Raw genomic sequence first — 16,670 nt, 5'->3', positions numbered from 1 at the left:
CCGCGCGCGGCGGGCACGACGAGCACGAGCGCGAATGCGCCCGCGTGCGCGCCGCGCTGGCGAACGCCATCGCCGCCGATGGCGCAGCGGGCGGCGCCGGGCGTGGCGGACGCGCCCGCCGCGCCGCCCTGCCGGAACCGGCAGGCGAGGTCGCCGACTATTCCATGTACCGCCAGCGCTATCTTTCGCTGCAGCACACGATGGAGACGGCCATCGCGGCCTTGCGCGGCCGGCTGCGGGGGGCGCTGGCGGCCGGCACGCCCGGCATGGCGCGGCTGGCGGCGCTGGACGCCGTCATGGAACGCGCGCTGGGCGCGCGCGAACGCGGCCTGCTGGCCGGCGTGCCCGCGCTGCTGGAAACCCGCTTCGACCGCCTGCGCCGGGCCGCCGCGCAGGACGCCGGCACCGAGGGCGATGCCGCTGGCGACCCGCCCCCCGGCTCCTGGCTGGCCGTGTTCCGCAAGGACATGCAGCGCGTGCTGCTGGCCGAACTCGATATCCGCCTACAACCGGTCGAGGGGCTGCTGGCCGCCCTGCGCGCCGCCTGATCACGACGCCATGACCCGACACCTTTTCCCGCTTTGCGTTTTCATGGCCGGCCTGGCCGTGGCCGGCTGGATCGCGGCCGGCTATGCCGGCGGCCATCTGCTGGCGCTGTGCGTCACCCTGCTGATCGTCGCCTTCTACCTGGCGGGGGCGCTGGAGCTGTATCGCTACCGGCAGGCCACGGCCGCGCTGTGCGATGCCCTGGCCGGCCTGTCGGAGCCGCCCGCCGGCCTCGGCGCCTGGCTGGAACGCCTGCCCGCCGGCCTGCGCAATGCGGTGCGGCTGCGCATCGAAGGCGAGCGCGCCGCCTTGCCGGGCCCGGGACTGACGCCCTATCTGGTGGGCCTGCTGGTGCTGCTGGGCATGCTGGGCACCTTCCTCGGCATGGTGGCCACCCTGCGCGGCACCGGACTGGCGCTGGAAAGCGCGACCGATCTGCAGGCCATCCGGGCCTCGCTGGCGGCGCCGGTCGAAGGCCTGGGCTTCGCGTTCGGCACCTCGATCGCCGGCGTGGCCACTTCCGCCATGCTGGGCCTGCTTTCCGCGCTGTGCCGGCGCGACCGGCTGCGGGCGGCGCAGGCCCTCGACGCCCGCATCGCCACCACGCTGCGCGTGTTCTCGCCCGCCCACCGGCGCGACGAGATGTTCCGGCTGCTGCAGCGGCAGGCCGAGACCATGCCCGCCCTGGTCGACCGGCTGGAAGCGATGGCGGCCGCCATGGCGCAGCAGGGCCAGGCCCTGAACGAGCGGTTGGCCGCCGGCCAGGAGGCCTTCCATGGCAAGGCCGGCGCCGCCTACGAGCAACTGGCCGACTCGGTGCGGCAGTCGCTGCAGGAAAGCGTGACCACCAGCGTGACAGCCAGCGCCCGCGCGGCCGGCGAAGCCATCCGGCCGGCGGTGGAAGCCGCGATGGCCGGCATCGCGCGCGAGACGGCCGCCTTGCACCAGACCGTCACGCAAGCCGTGGGGCAGCAGCTGGACGGCGTGACGCAGCGGCTCGAAACCGCCACCGCCACGGTCGCCACGACGTGGACCGACGCCCTGGCGGAACACCGGCGCGCCGGCGACGCGCTCTCGGCCGGCCTGCGCGAGTCGCTCGACGGCTTCGCCGGCACGTTCGAACGCCGCTCGGCCGACCTGGTGGAGAACGTCTCGGCCCGGCTGGAAGCCGCCGCCGGCCGCCTGTCGCAATCGTGGCGCGACGCGCTCGCCCAGCACGAACGCAGCGGCGAAAAGCTGGCGCACGACAACCGGCAAGCCCTGGCAGCCGCGGCCGAAGCCTTCGAACGGCACGCGGCATCGCTGGTGGGCACGATAGGCGGCTCGCATGCCGAGCTGCAGGCCGCGCTGGCGGCGGCCGACCGGCAGCGGCTGGAACAATGGGCCGGAACGCTGGACACGATGGCCGCCGGCCTGCGCCGCGAATGGGAACAGACGGGCGCCGCCGCCGCCGGCCGGCAGCAGGAAATCTGCGACACGCTGGCCCGTACCGCGCAAGAGGTCTCGGCCCGCACGCAGGAACAGGCCAGCCTCACCATCGCCGAGATCGGCCAGCTGGTTCAGGCCGCCTCGGAAGCCCCGCGGGCCGCGGCCGAGGTGGTGGCCGAACTGCGGCAGAAGCTTTCCGACAGCATGGCGCGCGACAATGCGATGCTGGAAGAACGCAGCCGCCTGCTCGATACGCTGGGCACCCTGCTCGACGCCGTCAACCATGCCTCCACCGAACAGCGCCAGGCCGTCGACGCGCTGGTCTCCGGCTCGGCCGAGCTGCTCGACCGCGTCGGCGCCCGCTTCGCCGAGCGGCTGGAAACCGAAACGGACAGGCTGGCCACGGCCGCCGCCGAAGCCACCGGCGGCGCGGTGGAAATCGCCAGCCTGGGCGACGCGTTCGGCGCCGCCGTGCAGCAGTTCGGCCAGTCCAGCGACAAGCTGACCGAGCATCTGCAGCGCATCGAATCCGCGCTGGAAAAATCGATGGCGCGCAGCGACGAACAACTGGCCTATTACGTGGCGCAGGCCAGGGAAGCCATCGACCTGAGCGTGCTGTCGCAGAAGCAGATCATCGAAAACCTGCAGCAGCTGGCCGGCCAAGCGCAAGCCGCGGGACCGGAGGCGGCATGAAGGCCCGTCCGGCCGGCTTGCGGCGCGCGCCCGCCGCGCCCCGCCCCGGGAGGCCCGTGCGGTGAACGACGACGTCGACGCCGGCCTGGAAACCCCGGCCCCCGTCTGGGCCGTGTTCGGCGACCTGATGTCGGCGCTGCTGGGCGCCTTCGTGCTGATCCTGGTCAGCGTGATCGGCATGCAGCTGCAACTGTCGGCCCGGCTGGAAGACGAGATCAGGCAGCGCCAGCAGGAAACCCAGCGCCGCCAGGCCCTGGAACAGGCGCTGGCCGGACCGCTGGCGGCCGGGCGGGTAACCTTCGTCGACGGCCGCATCGGCATCAGCGGCAGCGTGCTGTTCGCGCTCAACTCCGACCAGTTGCAGCCCGCCGGCCGCGAAGTCCTGCACAGCCTGGCCCGGCCCCTGGCGGAATACCTGCGCGCCCGCGACGAAGTCCTGATGGTGAGCGGCTTCACCGACGACCGCCAGGTGCGCGACACCAACCGCCGCTTCGCCGACAACTGGGAGCTGTCGGCCCAGCGCGCGCTGACGGTGACCCGCGCGCTGATCGACGAAGGCGTCCCTTCCTCGTCGGTCTTCGCCGCCGCCTTCGGCGAGGAGCAGCCGGTGGCCTCGAATGCGGATGCCGTGGGGCGGGCCAGGAACCGCCGCGTGGAAATCACGCCCACGCCGCGGCCGAAACCCCGCGCGGACCAGGCCCGTGAATAGCGCCCAGGCCCAGCTGGCCGCATGGCGCGAACAGGGCGCCGACCGGCTCGACCCCATACGCTTTCACTTCATCGAAGCATTGGCCCGCCGCACCATGGCCCGCAACGGCGACACGCGCCGCGTGCTGGACGCACGCCTGTCCGCGCTGCTGGCGGACTATCGCCGGATGCTCGAAAGCCCCGTGGTCGAACCGCCCCCCCGCCGGGGCCGCGGGCCGCTGGCGGCATTGGCCGACGACATCGCCTGCCGCTCGCCGGCGCGCGCCAGCGGTTCCGCCGCCGACCAGCCCGCCTATCCCGAACTCCCCGCCCTCGACGAGTTCCGCGCAATCTGGTCCAGGCTGGGCGCCGACCGGCTGCTGCGCCAGTCGCGCGCGCAGGTGCCGGCCAACGCCGGCCCGCTCAATTCCAGCCATCTCGTGCAGCGCTCGCTCGAACTGATGCGCGAGCTCTCGCCCGGATACCTGCACCACTTCGCCGCCTACGCCGACAGCCTGTCGTGGCTGGAGCAGATGAAGGACGCCGGCAAGGAGGCTCCCGCCGCGAGCCCGGCCAGGAAGAGCCCGCGCCGGGCGCGCTAGCCGCCCTCGGGGATCAGGTCCGGAACGTCCCGCGCTTGCGGCCTTCCGACAGGTCGAGGAACAATTCCTCCATCGGAATCATGCGGCCGATCAGCCCCTGTTCGTGCGAATACTGCATGAGCGTCGAATAGTTCTTCACGTTCTCGGGCGTCAGGCCGTACACCCACGGATCGGGCCCCAGCAGCCGCTCCTGTTCTTCCAGCGCCTCCTGGCACCACGCCAGCGGCGCCACGCGCGGATTGCGCATGCGCTTCATGCCCACCGCCTTGGCCTGCTCGAAGGCCTTGTACAGGCTGCGCGGGATCCAGGGGTGACGCTCGGCGATCTCTTGCTTGATCCCCACCACGTGCATGATGGGAAAGATCCCGGTGCGCTGGTAATACTCGATCTCGGCCGCCTTGGGGTTCTCGAACAGCCGCCCCACCCGCGGATCCTTCCTGACGATGGGTTCGATGATGTCGGGGTGCAGCAACGCATCCAGTTCGCCTTCGGCCAGCATGGTCTCGACGGACTTGTCGTCGGGCACGCGCGTCAGCCGCAGCCCCTTGGGCGGCGTGAAATCGATGTCCTCGTCCAGGTCGGAATACCAGTCGATCGACGTGTGCGGCACGCCGTACTCGTGCTCCAGCATGCCGCGCAGCCACAATACCGCCGTCACCTGGTAGGCCTTGACGCCCACCTTGCGGCCGATCAGGTCGGTTGGCTTGGCGATGCCCTTGTTCTTGTTGATGTAGATGAAGCCGTGCCGGAAGCGGCGGTGCGGGAAAACCGGAATCGCGCGCAACGGCATGCCGCGGTCGCGCGCGACGATGTACGACGAACCCGACACCTCCGCGGCGTCGAATTCCTTGTTGCGCAGGAAACGCCAGTGCCGCGTGATCGAATCCATGCCAGTCAGCACGGTCAGGTCGATGCCCTCGGCCTGCACGGTGCCGTCCTTGAGCGGCCGGGTGATCTCGTAATCGCCCACGGCCAGCGTCAATTGAATATTCTTCATGCAATGATCTGCCTTCTGGAAAGTGATGCCCGATGCCCGCTACCGCATCTGCAGGATGATGGCGCGGTCGCTGCTCATGTCGGTCGCCGTGCGCAGCGCCGGGGCCGATGGCCCGGCGCACGCCGGCCATCCGTCAGGCCGAGGCCAGCGCCGCCCTGACCTTGTCCGGCGTCAGCGGCAGCGAACGCAGGCGCACCCCGGTCGCCGCGAAGATCGCGTTGCCGATGGCGCCCGGCGGCGTGACGTTCGGCACCTCGCCCGCGCCCAGCGGCGGCCGGTCGGAATCGATCAGCGTGACCTCGATCGATTCGGGCATCTCGCTGAACTGCAGCACCGGATAGGTCAGCCAGTCGGTCGACGCGACACTGGCGCCGCGGTACAGCACCTGTTCCTTCAGCGTACGGCTGATGCCCATGATGGTGCCGCCCTCGGCTTGCGCGCGCAGGCCGTCGGGATTGGCGATCCGGCCGGCGTCGAAGGCGACGAAGGCGCGCTTGACGCGGACCAGGCCGGTGCGCTTGTCGATCGCCACGTCGACGATGGTGGCCAGGTTGCCCCACGCCCCGTGGTTCGACAGCGCGCCGTCGCCCGGGCACATGGCGGCGATGCCACGGCACTCGATCAGGTCGCCCTTGACGACCGGCTTCTGCTTCGGCTTCCAGGCGGCCGCCTTCGCCACGGTCTCGATCACGTGCCGAGCGCGTTCGCTGGGCGTGTGCCTGAGCCGGAACTCGACCGGATCGACGCCTGCCTTGGCCGCCAGATCGTCCATCATGCTTTCGATCGCGAAGGTGTTCTGGATGCCGGCCACCGAACGCATGTAGATCGCACGCACGGTTTCCTCGGTGTAGTGCGTCACCACGCGCAGGTTGGGGATGCCGTAGCCCGGGGTATCGGCGCCGCCGCTCAGGCGCTTGTGGCCCGGGCTGGTGCCGAGCGCGCGCCAGGCCAGGATGTTGCCGCGCTCGCCGGTGGAATGCCCGGGCGTGCGGTTCTCGAACTGCCAGGCGACGATGGCGCCGCCGCGGTCGATGCCGGCCTTGGTGCGGATGACGGCCGCGGGGCAGAACGGCGACCACTGGTGCTCGTCGGCGCGCTGCCACTGCACGCGCACCGGGCGGCCGACGGCCTGCGACAGCAGCGCCGCGTCGGCGGCCGCGTCGTCCACGCCCAGGCGGCCGTACGAGCCGGCCCCCTGCACCCACACCACCCGCACCTTCTCCACCGGCAGGCCCAGCATGGCCGCCACGTCGCGCCGGGTGCCGTCCGGCCACTGGGTGCCCGACCAGATCGTCAGGCCCTCGGCGCGGAAGTCGGCCACCGCGCACGACGGCCCCATCATGCCGTGCGAGTTGTCGGGCAGGTAATAGGTGCCCTCGACCACGTGCGCGGCCTTGGCGAAGCCGGCCTCGATGTCGCCCAGCTCGCCCTCGGTCACGTCCTTGACGATAGGCGCCTTGTCGATGAGGGCGTACATGTCGTCGAAATCGGCTTGCTCCGCCTGCGCCCAGTTCACCTTCAGCGCCATGCGCGCACGCACCGCGGCCTGCTCGGTCTCGGCCACGATGCCGACGAAATTGCCCTTGGAGACGACCTTGACGACGCCCGGCACCGGCTGCGCAAAGCCGTCCACCGACACCAGCTTCATGCCGCGCGCCGGCGGCAGCACCACGGTGCCGTAGGCCATGCCGTCGACCACGACGTCGTGCACGTAGCGGAACTCGCCGCGCACCTTGGCCGGGATGTCGACGCGCGGCGCCGGGGTGCCGAGGATCTTGAAGTCTTTCGGGTCCTTGGGCTTGGCGCGTCCGCTCAGCGTCAGGCTGTTGCCCTCGCCCTTGACGCCCAGCCTGATGTCGAAGCGCTTGCCGCCGACCAGTTCGCCGTAGCGGACGGCGCGCCCGTCGCCGGTGCTGACGACGCCGTCCTCGACGCTCAGGGCGGACACCGGCACGCCGAATTTGGCGGCAGCCAGCTCCAGCAGGGCCAGCCGCGCCTCGGCGGCGGCCTGGCGTATCGGCGGCAGGTTGCGCGCGATGTTGTTGCTGGCCGTGGACTTGCCCTGCTCCGGCGTGCGGGCGGTGTCGCCCATCACGAAGGCGACGGCGCCCAGCGGCACGTCCAGCTCCTCGGCCACCGCCTGGGTGAACACGGTCTCGACGCCGGTGCCCATGTCGATGCGGCCGGTGAAGGCCGACACCGAGCCGTCCTGCGCGACGGCGAGCCAGGAATCGAGCTGGTCGTGCGGCACCTCGGCAAAGGGCCCGGCAGCGCCGGCGCGCGCCTGTTCGGCGCCGGCCACCGGCAAGGCGAAGGCCACCACCAGCGCGCCGCCGGCCTTGAGGAAGCCGCGCCGCCCGGGGGACCCGACGCCGCCGGCCACAAGGGGAATATCCTCGCAGCGCATGGCTCAGCCCTCCTTGCTCATCTGCGTGGCGGCATGCTCGACGGCGGCGATGATCCGCATGTGCGTGCCGCACCGGCAGATATGGCCTTCCATGCCGGCCCGGATGTCGTCGCGGCTGGGATGCGGGTTGGCGTTGAGCAGGCTGACGGCCTGGATCATCATGCCGCTCTGGCAATAGCCGCATTGCGGCACCTGCATGTCGATCCACGCCTGCTGCACGGGGTGCAGCGGCGGCGCGCCGCCCGCGGCCGGCGCGCCGCCGCCGGCCCAGGCCGCGCCCAGGCCTTCCACCGTCGTGATCCGGTGCCCCGCGGCGACCGACACCGGAGTCACGCAGGAGCGGATCTCCCGCCCATCCATCAGCACCGAACAGACGCCGCACTGGGCCAGGCCGCAGCCGAACTTCGTGGCGTGCAATCCGAGTTCGTTGCGCAATACGTAAAGCAGCGGCGTGTCGGGGCCGGCCTGGACGAGGCGCTCCTGGCCATTCACGTTGATGCCAATACTGGCTGCCATGGGAAGAGACCTCCTCCTGGATTGCGGTTCGTCAGTTCGTTGCGGCCAGCCCCAGCTGGGCCACCAGCTTCTTGTAGTTGGCGAGATCGCGGTCGCGCATGGCGGTGAACGCCTCCGGCGACATCAGGTACGGCTGCGCGCCCAGGTTTTCCATGCCCTTGATCACGGAAGGCGACGCCATCGCGGTGCGGATCGCCGCGTTCAGCTTCGCGACGATGGCCGCCGGCATGTGCGCCGGGCCCTCGATGCCCTGCCAGAATTCGCGCGCCGCCGCCGGGTAGCCGGCTTCCGACACGGTGGGCACGTCGGGCAGCGTGGGCGAGCGCCGGGACGACATCACCACGATGGGACGCACCTGGCCGGAGCGCACGAAGCCGATGGTCGACGGCAGCGAGCCGAAATTGGCGTCCACACGCCCGGCGATCAGATCGGGAAAGGCCATCGACGACGACGCGCTATAGGGCACTTCGACCATCTGGATGCCGGCCGCGTTGCACAGCGTCTGGCCGTTCAGCTGGCCCGTGCTGCCCGGCCCGCCCGAGGAATAGCTCAGCTTGCCCTTGCCGGCTCCCTTGGCATAGGCCACCAGCTCGGCCAGGTTCTTCGCGGGCACCGAGGGGTTCACCACCAGTATGTTGGGCGTGGTGACGAAGGTGCCGATCTGCGTGAAATCGCGCGCCGCGTCGTAGGGCCGCACCGGCATCAGCAGCGGCGCCACCGCGATCTGCGGCGGGCTGGTGGCCAGCAGCGTGTAGCCGTCCGGCTCGGCCTTGGCGACGATGCCGGCGCCGATCGTGCCGCCGGCGCCGGCGCGGTTGTCGACGATCACCGTCTGCCCCAATACCTTCGACAGCTCGAGCGCCAATATCCGCGTGACGCCGTCGGTCACGCCGCCCGGCGCATAGGCCACCACCAGCCGGATGGGCTTCTGCGGGTACTTGTCGGCATCGGCCGCCGCCGCATGGCGCGGCGAGGCCAGCATTGCCGCCGCCGCCATGGCCGCCAGCGCGGCCGTCATCAGGCTTCTTCGCCGCCCTCCCCGGCGGCAGGCATGGGCCTGTTCGATTGCATTGTCCGTCCACCGCCTATGCACCGCCGTCTGCCTACGCACTGCCTTCGCTCCCGTCGTGAGTATCGACACGTCGAAGGCGATTCTAGGTGGAGGGTTTCATGCAGCTAAAACAATTCTTTTCGATCCATTGTTATGGTTTGGCGATATATGCATGAAGCAGCCGGCGCGCGGCGGGAGGCCTACACCACCAGCCGACCGCCCGCATCGAGCTGGATCAGCTCGCCCGTCAGCGCGGCCGGCCCGTTGACCAGCCACCAGATCGCTTCGGCGATCTCATCCGGCGTCTGCACCGACTTCAACGGATTCTTGGCGATCAGCGCGGCGCGCACCGACTCGTAGCGCGCGCGCCCCATCCCGTTGACGAGCCAGTCGCCTTCGATGAAGCCGGGCAGCAGCGCGTTGACCCGCACCTCGGGCGCCAGCACGCGCGCGAACGAGAAGGTCATCGCGTTCAGCGCGCTCTTGGACGCCGCATAGGCCATGCTGGAGCCGGTGCCCCGCAGGCCGCCGACCGACGACATGTTGACCACCGAGGCATTGCCGGTCCGCCGCAGCAGCGCGGCCACCGCGCGCGTCGCCACGTACGCGCCCGACACGTTGACGGCGAACACGCGCTGGAAGTCGTCGAACGACAGGCCGTCCAGGTTCTTGTGGTCGTTGAACGTGGTGACGGCCGCGTTGTTGACCAGCACGTCGAGCCGGCCCCAGCGCCGCTCGATCTCGGCGGCCATCGCGCGGCAGGCCTCGTCGCTGGTCACGTCGGCCTTGGCCACCAGCACGTCGGCCGCGCCCAGGGCCGCGCATTCGGCAGCGACGGCTTCGGCCGCCTGCGTATCGCGCGAGTAGTTGACGACGACGCGCCAGCCCTTCTTCGCGAACCACCTGACGATGGCCGAACCGGCGCCGTTCCTGCCGGTCGAGCCGGTCACCAGACATGCTTTCTGCATGGTCGCCTCCGCATTCATTTCCGGTCCCGCTACTTCCAGTACGGCTCGCGCAGTTCGCGCTTGAGCAGCTTGCCCAGCGCCGAGCGCGGCAGCTCCTGCCGGTATTCCACCGCGGCCAGCCGCTGCGTGCGGCCGACGCGGGCGTTGACCCATTGCCGCAGCGCCTCGGCCGCAAGCGCGCTGCCCGGCTTGAGCACCACCAGCGCCAGCGGCGTCTCGCCCCACTGCTCGCTGGGAATGCCGATCACGGCGACGTCGGCCACGTCGGGATGCGCGGCGGTGGCCGACTCCAGGTCGGTCGCGTAGATGTTGAAGCCGCCCGAGATGATCAGGTCTTTCTTGCGGTCGAGCAGCACCAGGAAGCCGTCTTCGTCGAAGCGGCCGATGTCGCCGCTGCGGTGGAAGGCCACGCCGGTCTCGTCGCGCCAGTAGAAGGCCTCGGTGGCGGCCGGCTGCTTGTAGTAGCCCGCCATCATGTACGGCGACCAGCCGATGATCTCGCCCACCTCGCCCTGCGGCAACACGCGCCCGTCGTCGTCGATGATGCGCATGTCGTGGTTGGGCGCGGGCCGGCCGACGGTGCCCAGCTTGTGCGGAAACTCATGGGCGTCCAGCACGCAGCTGACCCCGCCCTCCGTCATGCCGTAGATCTCGCGCAGGCCGCCCGGCCATTGCGCCAGGATCTGCGCCTTGAGCCGCGCGTCGAGCGGCGCGCCGGTGCATTGCTTGAGCACGAACGACGACAGGTCGGTGCGCGGGAAGTCTTCATGCGCGAGCAGCCGCTGGTACTGCACCGGCACCAGCATCGTATGGGTCGCCTTGTGCGCCGCGCACAGGCGCAGGTAGCCGGCGGCGTCGAACTTGCGCATCAGGACGGTCAGTCCGCCGCCGGCCACCGTGGCCAGCATGGGCTGCAGCGTGGTGTTCGAATACAGCGGCGTCGACAACAGCATGACGCTGCCGGGGCCGAGCCCGAAATTGCGCCGCATCGCCTGCCGCGCCCGCATGCCGTGGTCGTGCAGGATGCCCTTGGGCTTGCCGGTGGTGCCCGAGCTGTAGATCAGGTTGAACGGCTGCCCGGGCCGGTGGTCGACTGCCGCCGGGACCTGGCCCTGCGCCAGCCAGGCGTCCCATTCGATCCAGCCGAGCGCGCTGAAATCGAGCGCGACCAGGCGACCCGAGAACGCTTCGAACAGCGCCGTCTCCACCGGCCTGAGCGTTTCGCGCGCCGCGGCATCGACCGCCAATACCTTGGCGTCCGAATCGCGCAGCATGCCTAGCAGCGCCTCCGCGGTGGCCGAGGTCGCCAGCGGCACGATGCAGCAGCCGGCGCGCACCGTGCCGAAGAAGGCCTCGACCGCGTGGATCGACGGCGCGGCCAGCAAGGCGAGCTTGTCGCCGGGCGCCAGGCCGCAGGCCCGGCAGGCGCCCGCCACCCGATCCATCTGCCGCGCCAGCCCGGCCCAGCCCAGCGCTTCGTCCTCGCACAGGAAGGCGGGCGCCTCGGGCCGCTCGCGCGCGTGGCGCGCGATCAGCGCCGGGAAATCGACGAAGGGCTGGTCCGCCATGCGGGCGAGAATGTCGTGGACGTTTTCCGTCATCGCGTCCTCACTCGTCGTACACCAGCAGCAGGAATTCGGCCAGCAGCGCCGGACGCGGCTTGCCTTCGATCTCGATCGTGCAATCCGAGACCACCCGGGTGGCACCCTCCCGCCCGTCGCCCTCCACCCGCTCCACCGCCTTGATCGACTGGCGCAGGCGGACCCGGTCGCCCACCTGGACCGGACTGGTGAAGCGGATGCGGTTGGTGCCGTAGTTCAGGCCGCGGCCGCGGTGCGTGATGGTGTAGATCGAACGGACCAGGTAAGGGATCAGCGACAGGGTCAGGAAGCCGTGCGCGATCGTCCTGCCGTCGGGCATCTCGCGCCGCGCGCGGCCGACGTCGACGTGGATCCAGTGATCGTCGCCCGAGATCCGCGCGAAGTCGTCGATGCGCTGCTGGTCGATGGCCAGCCACTGGCTGGCGCCTATTTCCTTGCCGATCCATTCCCGCAGATCGGCCGGGCGGTCGAGAACCACCATGGAGACTCCTTGATTCGAGGCGACAGGATCAGGCCGGCGCGCGGGCCGGCGCGCGGGCCGGCACCCGGCCCAGCGATACCAGCGACATGACCGTCTCGCCGTGCTGGTTGCGCACGGTAACGCGGGTACGGATCGTGCCCACGCCGGGGCGGGTGTTCGAACGCGTGGCGTCGATCACCTCGCGCTCCACCACCAGCGTGTCGCCGGCCTTCACGGGCCTGGTCCAGCGCAGTTCGTCGATCCCCATGCCGACCATCGGCGTCTTGCCGTAGCCGCCCGCATCCAGGAACACGCGCATCGACAGCGCCGCGATCTGCCAGCCGCTGGCCACCAGCGTGCCGAACGGGCCGGCCCGTGCGGCCTCCGGGTCTAGATGCATGGGCTGGGGGTCGTTGGCGCGCGCGTACTCGATGATCGCGTCGGCGGTCACCGTCACGGGCTTGCTGACCCAGCGCTCGCCCACCTGGAAGTCTTCGAAGAAGCGGGCCTGGTCCCCGTGTTGCATGTGTCGTCTCCCTGATCTTCCGGCTGCCGCTGGCCGCCGTGCGCAAGCGAGGATGCGCCATGGCCCATGCCGGTTCAAGCGTTTTATCGGCACTTTTCGTTTCGTGAAAAGTTGGTCCCAGCCTTCCTCCGCGTGCGCCCATCACAGTGCACCGCTCCCCCGCGCCGGCCGGGAAAGCGGCCAGCCGCGCCCCACACCGGTGCGTTTCATGCCGATTCCGGCTTGGCATGGAAATCGCTTGAACGCTGGCGTCATCTTCCGGACCCGCGCCCATGAAATTACCCGCCCTGCTGGCGACCCTGCTCGCCGCCACCTTGTCGATGCCCGTCCTGGCCCAGACCGCGCTCGAACGCATCCAGGCCAGGAAGGCCATCCAGATCGCGATCCCGACCGACTACCCGCCCTACGGCTATATCGGGCCCGACATGCAGCCCCGGGGGCTGGACATCGACATGGCCAGGCTGGTTGCGGCCAAGCTGGGCGTCAAGGCCGAACTGGTGCCCGTCACCAGCGCCAACCGCATCCCCTATCTGCAGACCAGGAAGGCCGACCTCGTCATCTCGACCCTGGGCAAGAATGCCGAGCGCGAAAAGGTCGTCGATTTCACCTCCGCCTATTCGCCTTTCTTCCAGGCCGTGTTCGGGCCGAAGGACATCGCGGTCAAGACGCCCGCCGACCTGGTCGGCAAGTCGGTCGCGGTCACGCGCGGCGCGATGGAAGACCAGGAGCTGAGCAAACTCGCGCCGCCGGGCGTGGACATCCGCCGCTTCGAAGACAACAACGTCACCGTCTCGGCCTACGTGGCGCGGCAGACCCAGCTGATCGCCGTCGGCGCCGCCGTGGCCGGCGCCATCCTGCTCAAGAATCCGCAGCTGGGCACCGAGTACAAGCTGCTGATCAAGGACTCGCCCAACTTCATGGCCGTCGCCAAGGGCGAGGACGCCCTGCGCCTGCGGGTCAACCAGATCGTGGCCGACGCGAAGAAGGACGGCACGCTGGAAAAGATGTCGCAGAAATGGCTGGGCCGCTCCACCGGCGAGCTGCCCGAATAAGCCGATGACGATCGAGCTCGACTTCCCGGCCGTGCTGGCCGAATGGCCGCTGCTGCTGCGCGGCACGCTGGTGACCATCGAGCTGACGGCGATCGCCACCGCGCTGGGCGGCGCGCTCGGCATCGGCTGCGCCTGGGCCCGGGCGCAAGGACCCCGCTGGCTGCGGCTGCCGGTGGGCGCCTACGTGGAGCTGGTGCGCAACACGCCATTCATCGTCCAGCTGTTCTTCATCTTCTTCGGCCTGCCCGCGCTCGGCCTGAAGCTGAACGCCGAAACGGCCAGCATCCTCGCCATGGTCATCAACCTGGGCGCCTACGCCACCGAGATCATCCGCGCCGGCATCGAGGCCACGCCGCGCGGCCAGATCGAGGCAGCGCAAAGCCTGGCGCTCGACCGCTGGCAGGTATTCAGCCGGGTCGTCATGCCGCCGGCGCTGGCCCGCGTCTGGCCGGCACTGGTCAGCCAGATCATCATCGTCATGCTCGGCTCGGCCGTCTGCGGCCAGATCTCGACCGAGGAACTGTCGCTGGCCGCCAACCTGATCCAGAGCCGCAATTTCCGCGCCTTCGAAGCCTTCATCGTCGCCACCGCCATCTACCTGGCGCTGGCCATCCTGCTGCGGCGCCTGCTCACCTGGGCCGGGCCACGCTTCCTGTTCAACCGCTGAGGCGAGGCCGATGGTCGATTTCTCGCTATGGGACATCGTGCGCAACCTGCTGCTGGCCCTGCGCTGGACGGTGGTGCTGTCGCTGATCGCCTTCGCCGGCGGCGGCGCGGTCGGCATGCTGCTGCTGGTGATCCGCCTGGCGCGGCTGCCCGGCGCTCAGCGCGGCGTGATGCTGTACGTGCAGCTGTTCCAGGGCACGCCGCTGCTGATGCAGCTGTTCCTGGCCTATTTCGGCATCGCCCTGTTCGGCATCGAAACCTCGGCCTGGGTGGCCGCGTCGATGGCCTTGATCCTGTACACCAGCGCCTACCTGACCGAGATCTGGCGCGGCTGCGTCAACGCCATCCCGGCCGGGCAGTGGGAAGCCTCGGCCAGCCTGGCGATGAACCTGCGCGAACAGCTGCTGCACGTCATCCTGCCACAGGCCGGCCGCATCGCCGTCGCGCCCACGGTCGGCTTCGCGGTGCAGGTGGTCAAGGGCACGGCGCTCGCCTCGGTGATCGGCTTCGTCGAACTGACCAAGGCCGGCTCGATGATCGCCAATGCCACCTTCAGGCCCTTCCTGGTCTTCAGCTGCGTGGGCCTGCTGTACTTCGCGCTGTGCTATCCCATCTCGCTATGGAGCCGCCGCCTGGAAAGGAGACTCGACCATGCACGCCGCTGACGAACGCGCCGCCCCGGACTATGCCCTGGTCAGCATCGAAGGCCTGCGCAAGCGCTTCGGCGACAACGAAGTGCTCAAGGGCATCGACCTGTCGATCGGCCGCCGCGAGGTGGTCACCATCATCGGCAAGAGCGGCTCCGGCAAGAGCACGCTTCTGCGATGCATCAACGGGCTGGAGGCGTTCCAGGAAGGATCGCTGCGCGTCGACGACCAGCCGCTGCGCCACGACGATCCGCGCGCCATGCGACAGCTGCGCCAGCACGTAGGCATGATCTTCCAGAGCTTCAATCTGTTTCCCCACCTGACGGCCGGCCAGAACGTGATGCTGGCGCCCAGCCTGGTCAAGCGCCTGCCGAAAGAGGTGGCGCACGACCGCGCCCGCAAGCTGCTCGGCCGCGTCGGCCTGGGCGACAAGTTCGACAGCTATCCCGATCGACTGTCGGGCGGCCAGCAGCAGCGCGTGGCCATCGCCCGCGCGCTCGCCATGGACCCGGCGGTGCTGCTGTGCGACGAAATCACCTCGGCGCTCGACCCCGAACTGGTGGGCGAAGTGCTGCGCGTGGTGGAGGGTCTGGCGGAAGACGGCATGACCCTGATCATGGTCACCCACGAAATGAACTTCGCGCGCAAGGTCAGCGACCGGGTGGTGTTCATGCACCAGGGCAAGGTGCACGAGATGGGGCCGCCCGAAGCGCTGTTCGGGGATCCCCGGACGGCCGAGCTGAGGCAGTTCCTGTCGTCGCTGCACGGTTAGGCGCGAAACCGCTCCGCCCGGTCCGCTGCCCCTTGGACAGAAGGCGCCGGTTCATGCGCCGTGAAAGGCGCGGCGCACGACCTGCGGATTGAGCCAGAACTCGGGCGCGTCGCCATGCAGCGCCCGGAGGGCGGCCTCGGCCGCGCGGGTCGCCATCAGCTGGCGGGCCGACTCGGTGGCGCCGCCGATATGCGGCGACAGCACGACGTTGTCGAGCTTGAACAGGGGATTGTCCGGCCCCGGGGGCTCGTGCTCGTAGACGTCGAGCCCGGCGGCGAACAGCCGCCCTTCCGACAGCGCCGCGGCCAGCGCGGCCTCGTCGACGACGCCGCCGCGCGCCGTATTGACCAGCACGGCAGACCGTTTCATCAAGGCGATCTCGGGCGCGCCGATCAGGTAATGCGACTGGCTGGACAGGCTGGCATGCAGCGAGACCACGTCGGCCTCGCGCAGCAGGTCTTCCAGGCGTTCGGCCTTCGCGGCGCCATGCTCGGCCACCTGCCCGGCCGACAGGAACGGATCGTAGGCCAGCACCTTCATGCCGAAGCCGTCGCGGCACATGGCCGCCACGCGCCGCCCGATGTTGCCGAAGCCGACCACGCCCAGCGTCTTGCCGCTGATGCCTTCCAGCAGCAGCCCCCAGCGTATGTCGTAGCGCCCCTCGACCACCGCCCGGTGCATGCGCGTGGTGTGCCGCAGCGCGGCCAGGATCAGGCAGACCGAGGCCTCGGCCACCGACGGTGCGTTGGCGTCGCCCGAGTTGGCGACCACGATGCCGCGTTCGGTGGCGGCCGCCACGTCGATGTTGTCGACCCCGGCGCCATGCTTGACGATCGCCGCCAGGCGAGGCGCGCGGTCCATCAGTTCGGCGCGTACCTCGAAAGTCCGCACGATGACCGCATCGGCCTGCTCGACAGCCGCCGCCCGGGCTTCGCTCTGTGCCGGCGAGAACACTTCCACGTCGAATTCGCGGCGCAGCATGTCGATCCCCGCCTCGTGCATCGGATCGGCGACGACGACTTTCAATTTGTCTGACATAGGCATTGGCTTT

At 70.0% G+C, this 16,670-nt stretch carries 17 protein-coding genes; 8 read left to right on the top strand and 9 right to left on the bottom strand.

Going from position 1 to position 16,670, the window contains the following annotated elements:
- From ABD927_RS18060 to ABD927_RS18045, 4 genes are all read left to right on the top strand, one after another.
- Window positions 1-548 (top strand): DUF3348 family protein (locus tag ABD927_RS18060; RefSeq protein WP_345251243.1); only part of this gene is annotated, 548 nt, incomplete at its 5' end.
- Window positions 549-558: 10 nt separating this feature from the next.
- Entirely contained in the window at window positions 559-2,667 is a 2,109-nt protein-coding gene (locus ABD927_RS18055; RefSeq protein WP_345251242.1) for a DUF802 domain-containing protein, read from the top strand.
- Window positions 2,668-2,728: 61 nt separating this feature from the next.
- The gene (locus tag ABD927_RS18050; RefSeq protein WP_345251241.1) at window positions 2,729-3,376 is read left to right on the top strand and encodes an OmpA family protein; all 648 of its coding nucleotides are present in this window, start codon (window positions 2,729-2,731) and stop codon (window positions 3,374-3,376) included.
- On the top strand, window positions 3,369-3,956 hold the full coding sequence (locus ABD927_RS18045; protein WP_345251240.1) for a DUF2894 domain-containing protein: 588 nt from the start codon (window positions 3,369-3,371) through the stop codon (window positions 3,954-3,956). The genes ABD927_RS18050 and ABD927_RS18045 overlap by 8 nt, the downstream gene beginning before the upstream one ends.
- Before the next feature lie 13 nt (window positions 3,957-3,969).
- Here the strand turns inward: ABD927_RS18045 and ABD927_RS18040 are convergent, their stop codons facing one another.
- The 8 genes from ABD927_RS18040 to ABD927_RS18005 all read right to left on the bottom strand — a co-directional run bounded on the left by ABD927_RS18040 (window position 3,970) and on the right by ABD927_RS18005 (window position 12,482).
- Window positions 3,970-4,953 carry an ABC transporter substrate-binding protein gene (locus tag ABD927_RS18040; protein ID WP_345251239.1) on the bottom strand — a complete coding sequence of 328 codons (984 nt, stop codon included), beginning with the start codon at window positions 4,951-4,953 and terminating at the stop codon, window positions 3,970-3,972.
- A gap of 133 nt (window positions 4,954-5,086) precedes the next feature.
- Entirely contained in the window at window positions 5,087-7,360 is a 2,274-nt protein-coding gene (locus tag ABD927_RS18035; protein ID WP_345251238.1) for a xanthine dehydrogenase family protein molybdopterin-binding subunit, read from the bottom strand.
- A gap of 3 nt (window positions 7,361-7,363) precedes the next feature.
- A complete protein-coding gene (locus ABD927_RS18030; RefSeq protein WP_345251237.1) occupies window positions 7,364-7,876 on the bottom strand; it encodes a (2Fe-2S)-binding protein in 513 nt (170 codons plus the stop codon).
- 31 nt (window positions 7,877-7,907) lie between these two features.
- Complete coding sequence (locus ABD927_RS18025; protein WP_345251236.1) at window positions 7,908-8,894, bottom strand: Bug family tripartite tricarboxylate transporter substrate binding protein; 987 nt, start codon at window positions 8,892-8,894, stop codon at window positions 7,908-7,910.
- Window positions 8,895-9,127: 233 nt separating this feature from the next.
- Window positions 9,128-9,895, bottom strand: a complete 768-nt coding sequence (locus ABD927_RS18020; protein WP_345251235.1) for an SDR family NAD(P)-dependent oxidoreductase — start codon at window positions 9,893-9,895, stop codon at window positions 9,128-9,130.
- A gap of 29 nt (window positions 9,896-9,924) precedes the next feature.
- Window positions 9,925-11,496: a class I adenylate-forming enzyme family protein gene (locus ABD927_RS18015; protein WP_345251234.1), complete on the bottom strand. Its 1,572-nt coding sequence runs from the start codon at window positions 11,494-11,496 to the stop codon at window positions 9,925-9,927.
- A 7-nt stretch (window positions 11,497-11,503) separates the two neighbouring features.
- Window positions 11,504-11,977, bottom strand: coding sequence for a MaoC family dehydratase (locus tag ABD927_RS18010; protein WP_345251233.1), 474 nt, complete (start codon window positions 11,975-11,977; stop codon window positions 11,504-11,506).
- A gap of 28 nt (window positions 11,978-12,005) precedes the next feature.
- Window positions 12,006-12,482 (bottom strand): MaoC family dehydratase, encoded by a 477-nt coding sequence (locus ABD927_RS18005; RefSeq protein WP_345251232.1) that lies wholly within the window; start codon window positions 12,480-12,482, stop codon window positions 12,006-12,008.
- Between the two features lie 272 nt (window positions 12,483-12,754).
- Between ABD927_RS18005 and ABD927_RS18000 the strand changes: the two genes are divergently transcribed.
- Genes ABD927_RS18000 through ABD927_RS17985 form a run of 4 tightly spaced genes read left to right on the top strand, consistent with a single transcriptional unit; the run spans window position 12,755 to window position 15,619 of the window.
- Window positions 12,755-13,534: a transporter substrate-binding domain-containing protein gene (locus ABD927_RS18000; protein ID WP_345251231.1), complete on the top strand. Its 780-nt coding sequence runs from the start codon at window positions 12,755-12,757 to the stop codon at window positions 13,532-13,534.
- Between the two features lie 4 nt (window positions 13,535-13,538).
- Window positions 13,539-14,201: an amino acid ABC transporter permease gene (locus tag ABD927_RS17995; RefSeq protein ID WP_345251230.1), complete on the top strand. Its 663-nt coding sequence runs from the start codon at window positions 13,539-13,541 to the stop codon at window positions 14,199-14,201.
- Window positions 14,202-14,211: 10 nt separating this feature from the next.
- The gene (locus ABD927_RS17990) at window positions 14,212-14,865 is read left to right on the top strand and encodes an amino acid ABC transporter permease (RefSeq protein WP_345251229.1); all 654 of its coding nucleotides are present in this window, start codon (window positions 14,212-14,214) and stop codon (window positions 14,863-14,865) included.
- On the top strand, window positions 14,852-15,619 hold the full coding sequence (locus ABD927_RS17985; RefSeq protein ID WP_345251228.1) for an amino acid ABC transporter ATP-binding protein: 768 nt from the start codon (window positions 14,852-14,854) through the stop codon (window positions 15,617-15,619). Before ABD927_RS17990 ends, ABD927_RS17985 begins: the two co-directional genes overlap by 14 nt.
- Before the next feature lie 51 nt (window positions 15,620-15,670).
- Here ABD927_RS17985 and ABD927_RS17980 read toward each other — a convergent pair whose 3' ends face one another.
- A complete protein-coding gene (locus ABD927_RS17980; protein WP_345251227.1) occupies window positions 15,671-16,657 on the bottom strand; it encodes a hydroxyacid dehydrogenase in 987 nt (328 codons plus the stop codon).
- Window positions 16,658-16,670 lie beyond the last annotated feature (13 nt).

It is taken from the genome of Pigmentiphaga soli (assembly GCF_039541095.1).
Classification (GTDB): Bacteria; Pseudomonadota; Gammaproteobacteria; order Burkholderiales; family Burkholderiaceae_B; genus Pigmentiphaga; species Pigmentiphaga soli.
Note: the sequence above shows the minus strand (reverse complement) of the source record. Positions and strands in the feature narration are given on the sequence as shown.